The organism is Streptomyces sp. NPDC057280, from assembly GCF_042668605.1.
GTDB lineage: Bacteria > Actinomycetota > Actinomycetes > Streptomycetales > Streptomycetaceae > Streptomyces.
Window position 1 is genome coordinate 437385 of the sequence record NZ_JBHUYR010000001.1, and the last position, 18416, is coordinate 455800.

11 protein-coding genes and 1 pseudogene are annotated in these 18416 nt (G+C 69.1%); 7 read left to right on the plus strand and 5 right to left on the minus strand.

Going from position 1 to position 18416, the window contains the following annotated elements; all coding sequences use genetic code 11:
• Positions 1-22: 22 nt before the first annotated feature.
• From ACFUO4_RS01915 to ACFUO4_RS01925, 3 genes are all read right to left on the minus strand, one after another.
• Positions 23-3118 carry an RICIN domain-containing protein gene (locus tag ACFUO4_RS01915; protein ID WP_383478802.1) on the minus strand — a complete coding sequence of 1032 codons (3096 nt, stop codon included), beginning with the start codon at positions 3116-3118 and terminating at the stop codon, positions 23-25.
• Between the two features lie 103 nt (positions 3119-3221).
• Positions 3222-6380, minus strand: coding sequence for a DUF1349 domain-containing protein (locus ACFUO4_RS01920; protein ID WP_383478805.1), 3159 nt, complete (start codon positions 6378-6380; stop codon positions 3222-3224).
• A gap of 229 nt (positions 6381-6609) precedes the next feature.
• A complete protein-coding gene (locus tag ACFUO4_RS01925) occupies positions 6610-7374 on the minus strand; it encodes a FadR/GntR family transcriptional regulator (protein WP_079309133.1) in 765 nt (254 codons plus the stop codon).
• Between the two features lie 125 nt (positions 7375-7499).
• Between ACFUO4_RS01925 and ACFUO4_RS01930 the strand changes: the two genes are divergently transcribed.
• Both ACFUO4_RS01930 and ACFUO4_RS01935 read left to right on the plus strand, forming a co-directional pair.
• Positions 7500-8615 carry an enolase C-terminal domain-like protein gene (locus tag ACFUO4_RS01930; protein WP_383478808.1) on the plus strand — a complete coding sequence of 372 codons (1116 nt, stop codon included), beginning with the start codon at positions 7500-7502 and terminating at the stop codon, positions 8613-8615.
• A 140-nt stretch (positions 8616-8755) separates the two neighbouring features.
• Positions 8756-9086, plus strand: a pseudogene (locus ACFUO4_RS01935) (SDR family NAD(P)-dependent oxidoreductase); the annotation flags it as partial.
• Between the two features lie 97 nt (positions 9087-9183).
• Here the strand turns inward: ACFUO4_RS01935 and ACFUO4_RS01940 are convergent.
• Positions 9184-11838, minus strand: coding sequence for an RICIN domain-containing protein (locus tag ACFUO4_RS01940; protein WP_383478811.1), 2655 nt, complete (start codon positions 11836-11838; stop codon positions 9184-9186).
• Between the two features lie 318 nt (positions 11839-12156).
• On the opposite strand from ACFUO4_RS01940, the gene ACFUO4_RS01945 reads away from it, so the two are divergent.
• The 4 genes from ACFUO4_RS01945 to ACFUO4_RS01960 all read left to right on the plus strand — a co-directional run bounded on the left by ACFUO4_RS01945 (position 12157) and on the right by ACFUO4_RS01960 (position 17047).
• A complete protein-coding gene (locus ACFUO4_RS01945) occupies positions 12157-13578 on the plus strand; it encodes a non-reducing end alpha-L-arabinofuranosidase family hydrolase (protein WP_383478814.1) in 1422 nt (473 codons plus the stop codon).
• A 155-nt stretch (positions 13579-13733) separates the two neighbouring features.
• Entirely contained in the window at positions 13734-14615 is an 882-nt protein-coding gene (locus ACFUO4_RS01950; RefSeq protein WP_383478817.1) for a TIGR03619 family F420-dependent LLM class oxidoreductase, read from the plus strand.
• A gap of 525 nt (positions 14616-15140) precedes the next feature.
• Positions 15141-15971, plus strand: a complete 831-nt coding sequence (locus ACFUO4_RS01955; RefSeq protein WP_079309131.1) for a PP2C family protein-serine/threonine phosphatase — start codon at positions 15141-15143, stop codon at positions 15969-15971.
• 50 nt (positions 15972-16021) lie between these two features.
• Positions 16022-17047: an MASE1 domain-containing protein gene (locus ACFUO4_RS01960; protein ID WP_383478820.1), complete on the plus strand. Its 1026-nt coding sequence runs from the start codon at positions 16022-16024 to the stop codon at positions 17045-17047.
• A 21-nt stretch (positions 17048-17068) separates the two neighbouring features.
• On the opposite strand, the gene ACFUO4_RS01965 is transcribed toward ACFUO4_RS01960, so the two are convergent.
• Complete coding sequence (locus ACFUO4_RS01965; protein WP_383478823.1) at positions 17069-17770, minus strand: GntR family transcriptional regulator; 702 nt, start codon at positions 17768-17770, stop codon at positions 17069-17071.
• Between the two features lie 104 nt (positions 17771-17874).
• On the opposite strand from ACFUO4_RS01965, the gene ACFUO4_RS01970 reads away from it, so the two are divergent.
• Positions 17875-18414, plus strand: a complete 540-nt coding sequence (locus tag ACFUO4_RS01970) for a YbhB/YbcL family Raf kinase inhibitor-like protein (RefSeq protein WP_383478826.1) — start codon at positions 17875-17877, stop codon at positions 18412-18414.
• The last annotated feature ends 2 nt before the right edge of the window (positions 18415-18416 follow it).

The following is an 18416-nucleotide window of genomic DNA, read 5'->3' on the forward strand; positions in this document are numbered from 1 at the left end:
TGCGCACGCGCGGTGCTGGAGATCAGTCGACGTTGACGACCTTCCACAGCTGGCTGTCGGCGTTCGTGTCCGTCGACTGGACGAGCTGAGTGCCACCCGAGGACACGTCGAGCACCTTGCCGCTGTTCACGTTCTTGATCTTGTAGTAGCCGTTCCCGGTGGCGGTCAGTGTCCAGTGCTGGTTCGCGGCGTTGGTGTCGGACGACTGGATGACGGACGCGCCGTCCGCGGTGGTTGCACCGCTGACGTCCATGAGCAGGGCACTGTTCCGGGTGACGATCTCGTAGCTGCCGTCACCCACCGGGACGAAGCGCCAGTTCTGGTTCCCGGCTCCGGAGTCCGTCCACTGGATGATGTTGGCTCCGGCGGTCAGCGATCCGCCCGACACGTCGACGGCCTTGTTGCTGCTCTTGTTGACCACCTTGTAGTTGGCGTTCTTCGCGGGGAACTGGAGGGGGGCGAACGCGTCCAGCGCGCAGACGGCGGAGGAGGCGGCGGAGTTCTTCGTCCCCGTGCACACCACCTTGATCGTGTGCGGGCCCGCGGCCAGGTTCGTCTTCTCGAACAGCGGTACCTGCTTCGTCACCGTCGAGGCGTAGGCGTCGATGCCCGCCTGGGCGAGGGTGCCGTCGATGTAGACGTCCACCTTGCCCATGTTGGGCTGCGTCATGCTGAGATAGCGCACGCCCGTGCCGGTGAACGAGAACTCGGCGTAGTCGCCGGCGGTGTTCGTGAACTTCTCGGACCCGTTCATGTCCTTCGTGTCGTTCCAGTTCGACCAGGTGCCGGAGTAGGTCACGCCCGCGGCCTTGTCGTCGACGTGGTTCCAGCGCTGCCGCACCAGCGCCTTCGAGGCGGGGGACGCGTTGCCCTGGGCGTCCACGACGTAGAGCCGGTAGTCACCCGCCGTCTGCGGGACGGCGATGGCCGTCGCGGTTCCGGCCGCCTTCGTCATGGTGGGGCCGACGGCGAACGTCGTCGTACCGGCGGGAGCCAGCCACAGCGTCTTCGTCGCGTCCTTGGGGCTGCGCACCGGGACGGTCATCACGCCCGTGCCGGCGAACGTGCTCGCAGGCAGGGCATAGTCCTGCGGCGCCGTGACCGCGGCGGGCAGCAGGTTCTTGTAGGCCTCCTCCAGACCCGCGTTCAGGGCGATGCCGTACGCCTGCGACGGCCACACGTTGTCCCCGTAACCCCGCACGTCCTGGATCGTGCTGTTCGGGACGTTCCTGTCGAAGATCTTGTTGACGGTGCCGTAGTTGTTGGTGATGGTCAGGTCGTGCTGCCGGCCCCAGGTGCCGGAGTTGACGGTGTACGCCAGGCCGGGGTCGACGTCGAACACGTTGTCGTGGTAGCTGATCAAGGCAGAGCCTTCATCAGGGTGCAGGCCGTATTTGTGACCGGCCGGGACGCCCTTGATGTAGTTGTTGCTGATCTCCGTTCCCGGCTGGCTGCCCAGTGTGTAGATGGGTGCGGAGTCGCCCAGCACCTGCATGGTGTCGATGAGCTCGTTGTACTTGACGGTGTTGTTCCTGGCCGTGGTGGTCGGGTTGCCGGGGTTGACGGAGTTCGTCGAGCCGTCGAAGTTCCACCATCCCCAGCCGAGGGTGATGCCCGCCCACGGGGACTTCTCGATGCGGTTGTGCTGCACGGACAGCGAGTCCACGAAGTACGCCGACACGGGGCTGGAGCCCTGGAACAACACGGCGCTGTCGTAGAGGTAGTTGTCGGTGATGGAGATGTTCTTGCAGAGTCCCTCGACGCTGACGGGGTACTTTTCGTTGTTGGTCGAGGTGTAGTCACCGATGTACACGTGCTGGGGGTGCCCCACCGTGATGGCGGACCCGGCGATGTCGTTGGTGACGTTGCCGGTCAGCTGCGTGTCCGTCACGTCGTTGGCCAGGGTGATGCCGTCGGCTCCGGTGTGCTGAACGGTGTTGCCCCGCAGGACGATTCCGTCGGCGTTCTCGATCTGGACGGCCGCGGGCGGCAGGTCGACGTTGCGGTAGGTGTACGCGTGGAAGTTCTTCTTCGCGTACACGGTGGAGCTGGCGTTGCCCTGCGTTCCCTGCCGGAAGACGGAGCCGGCGACCTTGACCAGGTTCCAGTCGGAGTGCTCGACCGTGAGCCCGGAGAACGTGATGTTCCGCGCGTGGTCGGTCGTCGACGTTCCGGCGATCTCGAGGAGGGTGGACACGTTGTTCGGCGCGAAGGCCTTCGCCGTGGTCATGTCCTCGGAGCCGGACTTGTAGTAGTAGACCGTGTGTGTCGTCTTGTCGAAGTAGAACTCGCCCGGCTTGTCCAGGAATTCGTACGCGTTCATGAACGTGTGGCTGCCGCTGGCTCTGAACGGGCCGTACGGCGGTGCCTGGGCGATGGCCGCGCCCGGCTGCTGGAACAGGGCGACGCGGTTGGCGCCGTCCGAGCTGGTGGTGATCTGGCGGACGCCCACGATGGCCGTGGTCCAGGTCGTGGCCGACACGATCTCGACGTCGTCCTGGTTGGACGCGATGGCCGGCAGGTCGGAGAGGCTGTACTTGGCCCCGTCGCACTGCGAACCCGACTCCCAGGCCCAGGGAGCCTGGCCCGCCGTCACGGTGTAAGTCCCGTAGCAGCCAGCCGTGTTGATGGTCTTCGAGGCCATCTCGGCACGCTTGCCGTTGACGTAGAGCGCGCGGAGCTTGTCGTCCCGGTTGAGCGTGGCCTTCCAGATGTTTCCGCTGTGCTGGGTCCAACCGGACACCTGTACACCGCCGTCCAAGACCGGCTTCTCGTTCTGGTAGGCGGAGTACACGACGTGGTGGCCGTTGGTGCCGGAGTCGGCCGCGGTGAAGCCGATGGTGCTGCTCACCGGGTAGGTGCCGCCGCGGAGAAAGACGTTGATGTCTCCGGTCATGTTGTCGTTGACCGTGCGCACGACGTCCCGGGCGTGCTGCAAGGTCTTGAACGGCGCGGAAATCGTGCCGGGGTTGGTGTCGCTGCCGTCGGGGGCGACGTAGTAGGTCGCCTGGGTCGCGGCCGAGGCCGGGGTCGGTGTCGCGAGGGAGGTCAGCAGCACGGCGGGGAGTGCCGTCACGAGCAGTGCTGACAGTGTGCGGATCGAGGTGACGGGCTTCATCGTCTCCCTCTCCTGCTGGGGCGGACGGTCGGGTAAGCGTTCATGTGGCGGCTCCGTGGGCGTTGTCCGTGCGGTTGCCGTGGGACGGAAGCGATGGGCTTCGTCAGTTCACGGAGAACTGGCTGAACTTCGCGGTGCCGGGCGCTCCGCCGTGAGCCGTGAAGAACACCCCCGCGTCCTCGGTGCTGTTCGCCCCGGTCAGCGTCGCGGTGCCCACCGTGGTCCAGGTGGTGCCGTTGGCGGAGTAGGAGCCGGTGACCGAGGTGCCGTTCCTGACCAGGCGGAGCCAGACCGGGGCGACGGCGGTTGCGCCGGTGTTGGTGATGTTGGAGTCGAGGTAGCCGTCACTGTTGGAGTCCGACGACAAGGAGACGCCCTGGCCCGGCGTGGCCACGAGGACGGCGTATCCGGTGGAGGCGCCGGTGCCGGTGATGTCGTTGCGCAGTATCAGGCCGGCCTTGCCCCAGGTGTTGGTGTTGTCCTGGCTGTCGACGTGGACGGTGACGGTCGACGACGTTCCCGCCGCTCCCGGCTGGTAGGCGGCGGAGTACTCGTCGTCGTGCTGCGTGCCCGTGGCCCAGACGTCGATGCCCGCGTTGGTCAGGGAGGTCACTCCCTGGCTCTGGCTCACCGCGGCCGGAAGGGAGCCGTAGGCCTTGAAAGGCGAGGTGACGATCCGCAGGTTGCTGAAGGTCGCGCTGCCGGCTGTGGTGCTGTGGGCGGTGTGGATGACACCGGCGTCCTGGGTGGCGGCCATGGACGGCAGGGTCACCGCCGAGCCGATCTGGGTGAAGGTGGACCCGTCGGTGGAGTAGTAGCCGGACACCTGGGTCGCGGTACGGGTCAGCCGCACCCAGACCGGTGCCTTGACCGAGGCGGCCGTGGAGGTCAGCTGGTCGAGATAGCCGTCGCCGTTGGAGTCCCACTGGAAGCTCACTCCGTTGGACGGAGTCGCCACCACGGTCGCGTAGCCGGGTGAGGAGCCGCTGCCGGTGAGGTTGTTGCGCAGCACCACACCGGCCTTGGCCCAGGCGTTGGTGTTGTCGACGTTGTCGACCCGGGCGGTCACCGAGGTGCCGTTGACGGCGGCGCCTGAGCGGTAGACGGTGCCGTAGGCGTCGTCGTGCTGGCCGCCGGCACCCCAGATGTCGGCTCCCGCGTCGGTGACGGTGAAGCTGCCGCCGCTCTGCCCGGTGGCGGCGGGGGTGGAGGAGTAGCCGCTGTAGGGGGCGGTGACGGGGTCCGTGGTCAGAGGCCGGTACTGGGGCTGGATGCCCGCGTTGTTCATGACCGTGCGCGCGCCGGACGGCCAGGTGCCGTCGGAGACGACGACGGTGCCGCTCACGACGTTGCCACGGTTACCATCGGTTATGTCGGTCGAGGAGTTGCTCGTCCAGTTGTTCTGGACGGTCAGGGCACCGGTGTTGTTGGTGGAGTTGGCGTTCTCGTGGGCCCACTCGCCCACGTTGCGGAAGACGTTGTTGGTGTCCGTGAAGTGCCGGGATCCCTCGTCGTGGTAGAAGCCGAAGTAGCCGTTGTTGGTGTGGCAGTAGTTGCGTTCAAAGGTGCTGCCGGGCGAGTCCGACAGGGTGTACAGACAGCCGCCGTCGTTCATCTCCCGCATGATGTCGTGGATGTAGTTGTCGGTGACGTGGTTGTTCGCGGCGGTGGTGGGAGTCGAGTAGACGGGCTGGTAGGCGTACAGGCCGCGGTTCACGTAGTCCTGGCTGCCGCCCGGGTCGTTGACGCCCCAGCCGTAACCGATGGTCAGCCCTGAGTAGGGCAGGTTGTACACCTCGTTGTGCGCGATGGTCGCGCCGTTGACGTAGGTGGCCAGGATGGCCGACATGTCCCGGTAGTCGATCGCCACGTCATGGATGAGATTGTTGCTCAGGGTGATGTTCTTGTTGGTCATCCGGTTGTCACTGGGATGATGGGCGTCCGCCTGGAGCCCGCCGACGGCTATGCCTCCGCCGGCGTCCTGGGTGAAGACGTTGCCGTTGGCGGTGATGGTGTCGGCCCCGAGGCCGACCCCGGTGGCGTGGGCGTTGGCGTCCTGGCCGATGCCTAGCGCCACCTGCCCGAGCTGGGTGAACCGGTTGCCGGTGAAGGTGATGTGGTCGGCGGCCGAGACCTGGACGGCGGCCGGCATCTGGTCCCAGTGGGGGCGGGTCGCCTCGAAGAGCGGGCAGCCGCTCTGGCAGGAGGTCAGCGCGTCGGAGGGACGGTTCCAGGTGCCGGTGAGGTACGCGCCGGTCTGCTGGCTGGCGTAGCCGCGGGTGCTGGGGTCCAGCCAGCTGGTGCCCGAGAACTGCAGCCCTGAGAACGTGATGTGGGTGGCAGGAGAGGCATAGCTTCCCCCGACATCGACGAGCGAGTCGAGCTTGGGCACCTCGACGTCCGCGGTGCTCATGTTCTGCCCCGGCAGCGGCTTGTAGTAGAGGGTGCCGGAGCTCGTGTCGAGGTACCACTCGCCGGCCGCGTCGAGGAATTCGTAGGCGTTCTCGATGTAGAGCGGTGCCGCCCGGAAGGGCTGGGTCAGGGTGTCGTAGCCGAAGGTGTTGTCGTCCCAGGCCGGCTGATCCATGGTGATGGTGCCGTTGCTGATGCCGGACACCGGGGAGTAGCGGTCGGTGAAGGAGCCGATGCCGTGGATCTCGGTCCGGCCGGGCTTCGCAAGGCTGTTGAGGTAGTTCAGCGCGCTGTTGGTGAAGGTGTAGCCGCTGGTGGTCGCGGTCAGGTCGGCGCGGTTGACCGAGGAGCGGGCCCTGGTCGCGAGGACGCCGTCGACGTACAGCTGCCGGGTGTCGAACCCGGTCCCGACGTTGGCCTTCCAGATGTTCTTCGCGGAGTCCTGCACGGTCCAGCCCGTGGCCCGCTGCGCGCCGGTGATGACCGGATGCGCGCCCAGCGCGGCCTTCCAGATCACCGAGTTGCCGCCGGTGCCGGAGTCCGCCGCGGTGAACGTGAGGGGGGCCGTCAGCCGGTAGGTGCCGTCGGCGACCTCCACGACGATGTCGCCCGTCATGGAGTTGTTCATGGCCCGGACGTTGGTCTTGGCCTGGGTGAGGGAGCACGGCTGGCTGGTCGAGCAGGCGGTACCGGTGCCGTTGGGCGACACGTGGAGGGTCGCGGCGGTGGCGGCGGAGGCGGGTACTGCCTGCGCGACGACGGCCCCGGCGGAGGCGGTGAGGAGCGCGAGTGCGGCCAGACATGGTCTGAGCCGGTCACGCAGCGCGGTGCGGGAGCGGGTGGGGCGCATCTGAGACCTTCCGAATGTGAGGGAGGAGGGCACGCGCGGGGAGCCTCCGGCTGAGGGGAATACGGCCCTGCGGTGATTGCGGAGGCGATACGGCGACGTAACGTTAGTCGTCATACGTATGCTGTCAATATCTGCCGCAGAAATAGCTCCGCGCACCAAAAAGAAACCCGCCCCCGGCCTGACGGCTCGGGGGCGGGTTTCCGGTGTACGCGAGGGCGGGGGATGTTCCTCAGCCGGTGATTCCCGGGAGCGGGATACGGCGGCGGCTCCAGGCCGCTTCGATATGGGCCGTCATGGCCTGCGCGGCGCCCTCGGGGTCACGGGCCAGGAGTCGCTCGACGATCCGGCGGTGCTCGGCGTTCGCCTGCTCGCACGAGTGGCCGTCGGGAGTGCCGTTGTACAGGAACGTGCTGCGGGCCTGGGTGTGGACGGTCCGGATGATGGAACGGCCCAGCCGGTTCCGGGACGCCTGCATGATCCGGTCGTGGAAGAGCACATCGGTCTCGATGAACCGGGCAGGAGCGGCCACCTCCTCGTCGAGTCGGCCGAGCAGCCGCTCCACCTCCCGGAGATCGCCGTCGGTGGCGAGCTCGGCGGCCTGGGCGGCCATCTGCGCCTCGAGGACCGCACGCACGCCGACCAGCTGGTCCAGTACGACGAGTTCGTCGTCGTGCTGGACGGTGGCCGCCAGCACGACGGGATCCAGGAGATTCCACTCCTCGGACGGGGTGACCGTGGTGCCGGAACCCTGCCGGGCCCGCACCAGCCCCTTGGCCTCCAGCGACTTGACCGCCTCACGGATCGTGATGCGGCTGACGCCGAACGTCTCGCACAGTTCGGGTTCGACCGGCAAGGTGGAGCCCGACGGGACGGCGCCCGAGACGATGCTGTCGGTGAGGGACTCCACCACCGCTTGGGCCAGCCGCGCCGGACGCTTGGGCCAGGGTTTCAGGGCCGACGGATCCTCGACGCCGCTTCGACCGTTCTTCGCCATATGGCCCCCTCACCGGTGTGGACGATCGCCGAGTCTACTGCTCCCGACATCTTGACAGCATTCGTATGACGACTTACGTTACACGAAAATTACGCGGCAGTAGCTGCTGAGGCGGGGGGGACGGCGTGCGCATTACCGACGTGGAGAGCTATCCGGTCCGGGTACCGGGTGCCCGTCCGCCGTTCGTCTGGCGTGACGGGCTGCTGGGCAGCCCGCCGGACGGCGAGGCGGCGGTGCTGCGCATCTGCACCGACGAAGGAGCCGAGGGCGTTGCGATGGCCCCGCGCCGCGGCAGCGCCGTCATCCTGGCGGACCTGCTGGACCGCTTCCTGCGCAAGGAGCTCGTCGGCGAGGACCCGCTGCAGCGGGAATGGCTGTGGCACCGCATGTGGGAGCTGGACCGCACCGAGGAGCTGCCGCTCTATCTGCTCGGCCTCGTCGACACCGCGCTGTGGGATCTGGCCGGCCGCCTCGCCGACCGGCCCACCTGGCAGGTGCTGGGCGGTTTCCGCACCTCCATCCCCGCCTACGCCTCGACCGTCACCTACTCATCGGTGGCGGAGTACCTCGACATCGCCGACCAGGCCCTGGAACTCGGCTACCCGGCCATCAAGCTCCACGCCTGGGGCGACGCCCGTCGCGACGCCCGGCTGTCGGCGGCCCTGCGCGAACACGTGGGAGACGCCGTCCCCCTGATGTTCGACGGGTCCGCCGGATTCGACCTCCCGGACGCGATCTACCTCGGACATGCCCTGTCCGACGCGGACTACCTCTGGTACGAGGAGCCGATGCGGGAGTTCAGCATCACCGCCTACAAGCGCCTCGCCGACGCGGTGGCGGTACCCCTGCTGGTGGCCGAGACCTCCGACGGGGCTCACATGAACTCGGCCGACTTCATCCAGGCCGGTGCCGCCACCTTCGGCGTCCGCGCCTCCACCCAACTTCGCGGCGGCTTCACGGGCGCCCTGCGCACCGCCCACCTCGCCGACGCCTTCCGGCTGCGCGCCGAGGTGCACGGGCCGGAGATCCCCAACCGGCACCTGTGCATGGCGATTTCGAACACCACCTACTACGAGTCCCTGGTCATGGGCAATCCGATCAGCCGCGAGAGCGGCATCGACGCCCAGGGGCTCGTCCACGCCCCCACCGGGCTCGGCGTGGCCCTGCCCGCCGGCCTGGACTACCCGCCGGCCCTCCAGCAGTACGTCGACAAGGAGACCTTGACGCCGCCGCAGGCCTGACCAGCCCGATCCACACCGTCCCGGATGCTGACCGAACACGGCGCCACGGTGGCTCCGCCACGGCCGGCCGCACCGAGGTGTCGTCGCCGAGGTCGGCCTTGATGCCGACAGCGACTCGGGGGCGCGGCAGGGGTCGAGGGGCCGCCGAGCGGCTCGATGGCCTGGACATCCTGGTCAACAACGCAGGCGTCCGCGCCACACCGCGTCCTCGACGTCAACGTCCTCGGGACGGTACGCACCAGGCGGGCCGCTCTGCCGTATCTGCGGCGCTCGTCGCACGCGGCGGTCGTCAACACCTGCTCCATCGCGGCCACCGCGGGCCTCCCCCAGCGCGCCCTGTGATCCGCCGGCAAGGGCGCGGTGCTGCCACTGACCCTGGCGAGCCCCGCCGCGGCCTCCGTCACCGGCATCGTCCTCCCCGTTGACGATGGCGTGCAGGGGGCCCGGCTGCACCCGGCGGCCGGCTCATGAGAACGACCACGCCGGCCACCACCGACGTCAGGGGCACGTCCAACCTGGGTGGGGCCGCGGGTGGTTGTGGCCGCGGCCCCGCCTTAGGGTCCTGGGGTCAGGACGGGTCGCCGTACTGCAGGCCGCGTCCGTTGGTGCCGATGTAGACGCGGCCGTAGGTGTCGGGGTCGCCGGTGATGATGCCGAGGCTGCCGATGGCGCCCCACTGGTGGGCGTCGTCGTTGACGCGGACCCAGGTGGCGCCCTTGTCGGTGGAGCGGAAGACGCCGGTGACCTTGTCGACGGTGCCGATCAGGTAGAGGGCCTGGTAGCCGGTGCCCGGCTTGGCCTTGCCGAAGCCGAGGGCGGAGGCGGACTTCACCGTGGTGAGTGTGGTGAAGGTGCGGCCGCCGTCGGTGGAGTGCAGCAGCCCCCTGTCGCCTCCGGCGAGCCACAAATCGCCGTTGATGCCGGGGACGGCGGTGAGCCGGCCGGAGGGCAGGCCCGTGGCGCGGGGGGTGAAGGTCGCGCCGCCGTCGGTGCTGGCGTAGAGCTTGCCGTCGGACAGGGAGTAGAAGGTGTCCGCCGAGGAGCGGTCGGCGACGACGACGGCGTCGGTGCCCAGGCCGCTGACCTTCGACCAGTGCGCTCCCTTGTCGGTCGAGCGATAGGGGGCCTGGCCTGATTCGGCCCAGACGATGATGGAACCGTCCGCCGAGAGGGCGACATGGCCCATGTTCGCGCTGGGGACCGGTTCGGCGGTGAAGCCGGTCCAGGTGCTGCCGCCGTCGGTGGAGTAGGCGCCGTCCTGGTCGCCGCCGGTACCGACACGGACCATCATCGACGGCTTGGACTGGGCGAAGTCGATGTCGGTGCTGCTGCTCATCAGCGGGTTCTTCATTCGTCCGCCGGGCACCTCGGTCAGGGAGTCGTGGCGGAAGCCGCCCTGGTCGCCCATGGAGGTGATGACGGTGGCGCCGCCGGGAGGAGCGATCGCGTCGGCCAGCGCGGTCTCCTCCAGCCCGCGGGCCCCGGAGGCGGCCCAGTGGCTGGTGCCGCCGCTGTCGGAGGCGTTGGCGTCCTTGCTGCGCCAGATGCCGTTGCCGGTGCCGTACAGCACGTGCCCGGAGTTGAAGGGATCGATGGCCAGGGCGGTCATCCAGTGGCCCGTGTGCGTGCCGACGAACGGAGCACCGGAGGCATCGCGCTGCGACTTGTCGGCCAGTGCCTTCCAGGTCGCGCCGCCGTCGGTGGTGCGGTAGATCTCGTCCTCCGGCCACCAGCGGTCGAGGGTGGTGACCATCACCGTGGAGGGCTTCTGCGGATCGACGGCCAGACCGGAGAACCCGTAACTGCCCTGCGAGGGCGAGATGTTCTTCCACGCGCCGCCCGACGGGGTGTACTTCCACACCGAGCCCGCCGTCGCGTCCATGGGGCCGATGCTGTTGCTGTAGGTCAGGTACAGCGAGCCGTCACCGGTGACCACACCGTGCTGCGGCATCTGGCCGGTGGGCTGCCCGGAGACGGCCTGCCAGCTGCTGCCGCCATTGGCCGAACGGTACAGGGGCGTGGACTTGTCGTTGACGCCGACGTAGACCGTGTTGCTGCCGGCCGGGCCGTACGTCACGAAGGAGATGCCCGCGCCGCTCCCCGCCCCGTCCTTGACGGGGAACGACGACACCTGACGCCACGTCACCCCGTAGTCGGTGCTGCGCCACAGGCCGTTCTTACGGGTGCCCAGCAGCAGGGTGGAGTGGTCCGCGGGGTCGATCACCAGCCGCTCGCCCGCCCCGCGGCCGGGTTCGTTGCCGCCCAGCTTGAACGGCAGATCGGTGCGCTGGAAGGTGCGGCCCCGGTCGGTGGAACGCAGGATCGCGCCGTTGCCCGCCCACTCGTTGGTGTAGGTGCCTGTGCCGAGGTAGAGCCGGTCGGGGTCGACGGGGTCGGTGGCCAGCGAGTCGATGCCCAGCAGGTTCCAGTCCTTCTCGCCGAGGAAGTCGGTCAGCGGGATCCACTGCTCGGCCCCGGTGTCCCAGCGGTAGGCGCCACCCATGTCGGTGCGCGCGTACAGCAGGCCCTTCTCCTTCGGGTTGAACACCAGCCCGGTGACGTAACCGCCGCCCGCCACCTGGGCGTTCTTCCACACATACGGCCCGGACGCGGCCACCGTCTGCTCCCCGGCGGACCCGGAGGCCTGGGTCTCGGCCACCTTCACCAGCTTCCACTGCTGGTTGCTGCCGCCCGTGCCCGGATACTGGATGACGGCCGCGCCCTCGGCCGTGGAGCCGCCGGAAACGTCCAGGACCTGCCCGCTCCTGCGCGAGACGAAGGTGACGGCTTCGGAACCGCTCACCTCCTCGATCTTCCACTCCTGGGAGGTCGCGGACGTGTCGGTCTGCTGCTCGGCGGCGGCCTTCTGAGCGGTGGATTGGTCGGTTATGCCCAGCACTTTGCCGCTGTTGCGGTTCACCAGCTCGTAGTAGCCGTCCCCGGTGGGCTTCAGCCGCCACTGCTGGTTGGCGGTGTTCTGGTCGGTCCACTGCTGGATACGTGTGCCGTCGGCGGTGGAGTACCCGTTGACGTCCAGCACCTTGCCGCTGCGCACCGAGACCAGCCGGTAGTAGGCGTCGGCGTCGACCGTCGCGGCCTGCGAGTCCTCCTGTGCGTAGAGCAGGTACGGCACGAGAACGGCGGGCACGCCGAGCAGCAGACCGGTCGCGGTCCAGCGGCGGCGGTGACGACCGCGGCGCCCGCCGTTCGTGGGGTTGTTCATGAAGGGTGTTCTCCTTGCAGGCCGTTCTCAAGGTCAGCGGAACCGGGCACCGGAACTGGCCGGATCCGCCCCCTTGTTGTCACAGGCCACGTCAGGGGTTGCCGCGAGCCGGGAACTTTCTTTCCGTTGCTGCCTCTCCGCGGCGTCCTCTCCGCGGCGTCCCCTCCGCGGCGCAAGCCCCGTAAATGTTCCGGGTCGCGAATCCTGCGCGAAGTATTGACGGCACCCGCGGGTTCTCTCATGATCCAGTCTGCTCGATATTCCGACACGCATTCGTAATATCGAACGAACCACCTACTCGAGGATGATGAGGTCCCCATGCGCAGACGTGGTTCCAGCCCCAGACGGCTGTTCGGGGTGTTCGCAGTCCCCGTTGCGGTCATGGCCTCGTTGGCGGCGATGCTCGTCGCCACCCCGGCTCAAGCCGCAACCACCAGCGCCGTGCGAGGCGTTGCCTCCGGCCGGTGTCTCGATGTGCCGGGCGCCGCCCAGACCGACGGCACGAACGTGCAGATCTGGGACTGCCATGGCGGGACCAACCAGCAGTGGACGCTGACGGACAGCAACCAGCTGACCGTCTACGGCAACAAGTGCCTCGACGTCCCGGGCCACGCCACCACAGCCGGTACCCGGCCGGTCATCTGGTCCTGCAACGGCGGCACCAACCAGCAGTGGCGGGCGAACACCGACGGCACGATCGTCGCCGTGGAGTCCGGACTGTGCCTCGACGTCTCGGGGGGCGGCACGGCCAACGGCACAGCGGTGCAGCTCTCGAACTGCACTGGCAGCAGCAGCCAGAAGTGGAGCGGCCTGTCCGCCGCGTCCAACTCGTGTGCTCTTCCCTCGACGTACCGGTGGAGCTCGACCGGCCCGCTGGCGCAGCCGGCCAACGGGTGGCTCTCGCTGAAGGACTTCACCACCACCACGTACAACGGCAAGCACCTCGTCTACGCGACCTACTCCGACGGCAACTGGCACTCGATGGGCTTCGCCCCGTTCACCAACTGGTCGGACATGGCGTCGGCCGGGCAGACCGCGATGAACTCGTCCGCCGTGGCGCCCCAGGTGTTCTACTTCGCGCCCAAGAACGTCTGGGTGATGGTCTCTCTGGGATGGGGCACCGCCTGGCCCTTCACCTACCGCACGTCCAGCGACCCCACCAACCCCAACGGCTGGTCCGCACCGCAGGCGCTGTTCACCGGCACCCTCCCCAGCGGCGGCCCGATCGACCCGACCGTGATCGCCGACGACCAGAACATGTACCTGTTCTTCGCGAACGACAACGGCGGCATCTTCAAGTCGACCATCCCGATCGGGAACTTCCCCGGCAGCTTCGGCTCGTCGTACACCACGGTCATGACCGACACGGTCAAGAACCTCTTCGAGGCGCCGCAGGTCTACAAAGTCCAGAGCCAGAACCAGTACCTCATGATCGTCGAGGCGCGCGGTGTGAACGAGGACCGCTTCTTCCGCTCCTTCACCGCCACCAGCCTCAACGGCCCGTGGACCGCCCAGGCCGCCACCGAGTCCAGCCCCTTCGCGGGCAAGGCCAACAGCGGTGCCACCTGGACGAACAGCATCAGCCACGGTGACCTGGTCCGCAACAACCCCGACCAGACCATGACCATCGACCCCTGCAACCTGCAGTTCCTCTACCAGGGTCTGGACCCCAACACCCCGAGCAGCACCCCCTACGAGAAGCTGCCATACCGGCCGGGTCTGCTCACCCTGCAGCGCTGACCCCCTGATCCGCGGCACCCGCCGCATCGCGGAACCCCAGCCGTACACCGGCTGGGGTTCCGGGATGAAAGAGGGGCGATGCCGGAGTTGGGTCTGACGACAGGGCGGTCGCCGATCGCCATGTCACCGTCGGACCGCCGTCGAAAGGCACTCTCATGCCCCTGCGCCTCGGTGTTTCCCTCCAGCCTCGCTGGCCGGTCGACGACGGAGCCGCCGTGCTCCGCGCCGCACGCCACGCGGAGGACCTGGGCTTCGATCATGTCGCGGTCGGCAACCGCCTGCTGGACAGCGGTTTCGGCCTCGACACGGATCCGCTCGTTCTGCTCTCGGCCGTGGCGGGGGCGACGACGCGCCTGCGGCTGCTGACGTCCGTACTCGTCGCGCCGTTCTATCCGGCGGTGGTGCTCGCCAACCAGGCGGCGACGCTGGATGTCGTGTCCGCAGGGCGCTTGCTGCTGGGCGTCGGCACCGGCTGGAATCCCGACGAATTCGCCGCCGTGGGTGTACCCGCCCGTGAACGTGGTGCGCGTACCGACGACCATCTCGCCGCTGCCAAGGCCCTGTGGGCCCAGCGCCCCGCGGACTTCGACGGACCGTTCACGACACTGCGCCAAGCGCAGTTGGGAGTGCCCCCGATCACCCCCGGCGGTCCGCCGGTGTGGGTCGGCGGACACAGCGACGCCGCCCTGCGCCGGGCGCTGCGTTTCGGTGACGCCTGGTACGGCACAGGCGCCGACGCCGAGGAGCTCACCGACGTACGGCGCCGCCTGCGGGACCTCGGCGGCGCGGAGAACGCCGACCGGCTGACGCTCGCTTCGGCGCTGTTCCTCACTCCTCCTGGTGTCCCCGCGGTCATCGCGCCACCGGGACGGCCGCTCGGCGGCACCGCGCCCACCGCGTCGAGTGTCGCCGACGACCTCGGGCGGCTCGCCGAGGCAGGGCTCACCGCCGGCACCCTGTGGCTGCCCATCGCGGCCGAACACGTCGAGAAGGCCATGGAGTGGGTCGCAGCCGAGGTGGCACCCCGACTCACCTGACACCAGGGGCCGTCGGGGCCCAGGCCGTTCTTCAGATCGCCGGACGCGGCACAGTACCCTGACCGTCGAACAGACCGGGTCCGGCGGCCCGGTCTGATGGGGGAACGTGGAGCTCATCGGGCGGGCGGCAAGGCTCTCGGGGTTCTGCCGCGCTTCCTCGACGGTGTCGGGGTCGCCGGGCCACCCGGGTGCGGAGGGTGCGTAGCCCTCCGCCCGGAACAGATCGATCCAGGGTTGCCAGGAGGTGCTGTGCAGCCAAAGGCCGTGGATGAAGACCACGGGATGCGGGACTGTCATGGGCGGGCCTCTCTTGGGTGGGTGCGCTGACCCGGCATGCGCCCACGAAACCCGAACCCCGCCGCCCTCGCACCGGGGTGACACCCCAGTGCTCAGGGGAGAGGCGGAAGGGGCAGTCCTGCTCGCGCTCCGGCACACCACAGCGCCGCTATCATCCAATATGAGTAATTTGTACGCGTCCTTTGTGTCGAGCACCCTCAAAACGGTGCAGATCGTTCGGAGCGGTCCATGTCCCGCAAGGGCCCGGCGCACGACGGCGACGAGCTGCTGGCCAGGCTCGGCTCGCTGACCGCGCAGGCGCGTGAGCAGGCGGAGCTGCAGCGGTCCCAGGTCGAGCTGGCCATCGCCCTGCAGCGCGGCATGCTGCCCGCGAAGATGCCCACGGTGCCCCGCTACGACCTCGCGGTGCGCTACGTACCGGCACACCACGGCCTCAATGTGGGCGGCGACTGGTACGACGCCTTTCACCTGCCGGACGGCCGGATAGGGCTGTCCATCGGGGACGTACAGGGCCACAACATCGAGGCCGCCGCCTTCATGGGACAGGTACGCGTCTGCCTGCGCGCACTCGCCTCCGTGACGAGCGACCCCGGCGAACTCCTCGCACAGACCAACGATCTCCTCCTGTCCCTCGGCGCCGACCTCTTCGCCACCTGCACCTTCCTGCGCCTCGACCCGACCACCGGGACGCTCGAGAGCGCCCGCGCCGGCCATGTCCCCTCCGTCTGGGCGACGGCGGACGGCAAGTCCGGCATCGGCAGCGACGAGGGCGGTCCGCCGCTGGGAGTGGGCGCCGGCATGACCTACCCCGTGACCCGGTACCGGCTCACCACGGGCGGCGTCTTCGTCCTGCTCACGGACGGCGTCGTCGAGGGGCCCTCGATGGAGGTCGACCAGGGCCTGGACCAGGTCGTGCGCCTCGCCGGCATCGCCGCCGTGGCCGGCCTGGACGCGCACGCCCTCGCCACCGCCGTGATCCGGGGCGCCGACCAGGTGGGACACGAGGACGACGCCGCCGTGCTGGTCGTCGGCCACGAAGGAACCGAAGCTCAGCTGTAGGGCGGTATGCCGCCGCTCCCACGTCGCCGGAACGGCCGCGCCGGTGTCTGATGGCTTGTGTGGTGGGTACCGAGAATCTGCGCCGGACCGGCGTCGTCGCCCTCCAGGTGCTGGCCGTCGCCGGCTGCTACTACGCCGCGGGACGGCTCGGGCTCCTGCGCAACCTGGCCGTCGAAGGGGCGGTGTTCACCCCCATCTGGCCGCCGACCGGTATCGCGGTGGCCGCCCTGCTGATCTTCGGGCTGCGGGTCTGGCCCGGCATCGCACTCGGTTCCCTGCTCGTCATCATGCACCTCACCTCGCTGCAACCCGAGGTGCTCGGCAACCTGGCGGGCAACACGGCCGCGCCCGTCTGTGCCTGCCTCATGCTCCGTGCGGTGGGCTTCCGTACCGACCTCAGCAGGTTCCGGGACGGCCTGGCCCTGGTGTTCCTCGGGGCCCTGACCGGCATGCTGATCAGCGCCACGGTGGGCGTCGGCATGCTCGTGATCACCGACCGGCTCCACGGTCACGGCCTCTGGGAGGTGTGGCTGGCGTGGTGGGTGGGTGACGCGATGGGGGTCCTGATCATCACACCGCTCCTGCTGGCGCTCCACCGGGCCAGCTGGCCTCCCCATCTGTCCCGCTGGCAGGAGGCCACCGGGCTCGCCCTCATCACGTGCGGCTCCGTATGGCTGGTCACGCACAGCAGCCTCAGTGTGCTGTTCCTCGTCTACCCGCTCCTGATCTGGACGGCGCTACGCTTCCAACTGGTCGGCAGCATGCTCTGCGCACTCGTCACGTCCGTCATGGCCACCGTCGCCGCCACGGAGCGGGCCGGCCCATTCGAAGGCCTGGACCGCATCGAAGTGATGCTCAAACTGCAGGCGTTCAACGGCACCATGGCCCTCACCGCCCTGCTGCTCTCCGCCGTGATCACCGAGCAGCGCAACACCCGGCGCTCGGTGGAACGGGCCTGCCAGGAACTGGTCGAGGTGCTCGAGCATCTGACCGCGGGCAACACGCCACCGGGCGGCCCGACACGGCCGGGCGGTGAGCCCGAGGGCAGGCCCCGTCAGGGGGAGACAGGCGGTTGAGCCGCGGCCGCGCCTGGCACGTCAGGATTCCGTCGTGGGTTCGGCGGTACAGCCGGTGAGTGCGGCCGGAGTCTGCGTGAGGTGCTGGACCAGGACCTCGGCCGCGGTGTCGGCGTCGCGGGCCAGCGCGGCCTCCTCCAGCCGGCGGTGCTCGTCGACACCCACCTGCTCACCGATGCGCAGCGCCGCCCAGCGGCGGGCGAGCTCGCTCGCGGTCCACATCCGGTCGAAGGTCTCCAGCAGCACGGAATTGCCGCACCCTTCCAGCAGGGTGCGGTGGAAGACCCGGTGGGCTTCGGACCATGCGCTGCTGTAATAGGCCCCCTCCTCCGGCACGTACGCCGGGGTGCGGGCCAGACGGTGGTGTGCGGCCCGTAGGCGGGCCTCCCAGTCGACGTCGCCGCGCTCGATGGACATGCGCAGCACCACCGGTTCTACGGTCCGGCGGGCTTCGGCGATCTCCTGCCAGCGACGGTCGGAGAGGGCCGGGACGGCGAAGCCCCGGTTGGGCAGCCGGTCCGCGAGGCCCTCTCCGACCACCCGCACCAGCGCCTCGCGCACGACGGCCAGGCTCACACCCTGCTCCCTGGCGAGATCCTGCGGCTTGAGGGCGTCACCGGGGGCGTAGTCGCCGCGCATGATCGCGTCCCGCAGGTGTGCGTAGACCTGCTCGGAGAGCATCTGCTTGCCCGGCGAGGCCGAGGTGTGGGCCGTCTGAGTCATGCCGTCATCATAGACGATGCAGACAATAATCGATTATCAATGCTAGGGTCGATTAAGACGGCCGCCGACGACCGCCCACAGCACGTCCGGAAAGGAACGACACGATGAGCGCCAACGACCCCTTCGCCCGCCTCCCCGAGGCGGCCTCCTTCACCGTCACCAGCAGCACCGTCAGCGACGGCGCCCCCTGGCCGCCCGAACAGTTCTCCGGCATCTTCGGCGTCCCCGGCGGGAAAGACCTCTCCCCGCACCTGTCCTGGAGCGGCGCGCCGGAGGGCACCAAGAGCTACGCCGTCACCGTCTACGACCCCGACGCCCCCACCGGCTCCGGGTTCTGGCACTGGGCGGTCGCCGACATCCCCGCCGCCGTCACCGAGCTGCCCGAGGGCGCCGGCGACGACACCGGCTCGGGCCTGCCCGAGGGCGCGTTCCAGCTGCCCAACGACGCCCGCGCGGCCCGCTTCATCGGCGCCGCCCCGCCGCCCGGCCACGGCCCGCACCGCTACTTCGTCGTGGTCCACGCCCTCGACGTCGAGTCCATAGGCGTCCCGGCCGACGCCACGCCGGCCGTCCTGGGCTTCACCATGACCGGTCACGTCCTCGGCCGCGCGGTCCTCACCACCACCGCGGAAACCCCCGCCTGAGA

Coding starts and splice junctions, on each gene's coding strand:
- ACFUO4_RS01920 (WP_383478805.1), bottom strand. CDS start 6,380: ATGCGCCCCACCCGCTCCCGCACCGCGCTGCGTGACCGGCTCAGACCA.
- ACFUO4_RS01970 (WP_383478826.1), top strand. CDS start 17,875: ATGAGCGCCAACGACCCCTTCGCCCGCCTCCCCGAGGCGGCCTCCTTC.
- ACFUO4_RS01955 (WP_079309131.1), top strand. CDS start 15,141: ATGTCCCGCAAGGGCCCGGCGCACGACGGCGACGAGCTGCTGGCCAGG.
- ACFUO4_RS01945 (WP_383478814.1), top strand. CDS start 12,157: ATGCGCAGACGTGGTTCCAGCCCCAGACGGCTGTTCGGGGTGTTCGCA.
- ACFUO4_RS01915 (WP_383478802.1), bottom strand. CDS start 3,118: ATGAAGCCCGTCACCTCGATCCGCACACTGTCAGCACTGCTCGTGACG.
- ACFUO4_RS01940 (WP_383478811.1), bottom strand. CDS start 11,838: ATGAACAACCCCACGAACGGCGGGCGCCGCGGTCGTCACCGCCGCCGC.
- ACFUO4_RS01925 (WP_079309133.1), bottom strand. CDS start 7,374: ATGGCGAAGAACGGTCGAAGCGGCGTCGAGGATCCGTCGGCCCTGAAA.
- ACFUO4_RS01950 (WP_383478817.1), top strand. CDS start 13,734: ATGCCCCTGCGCCTCGGTGTTTCCCTCCAGCCTCGCTGGCCGGTCGAC.
- ACFUO4_RS01960 (WP_383478820.1), top strand. CDS start 16,022: ATGGCTTGTGTGGTGGGTACCGAGAATCTGCGCCGGACCGGCGTCGTC.
- ACFUO4_RS01965 (WP_383478823.1), bottom strand. CDS start 17,770: ATGACTCAGACGGCCCACACCTCGGCCTCGCCGGGCAAGCAGATGCTC.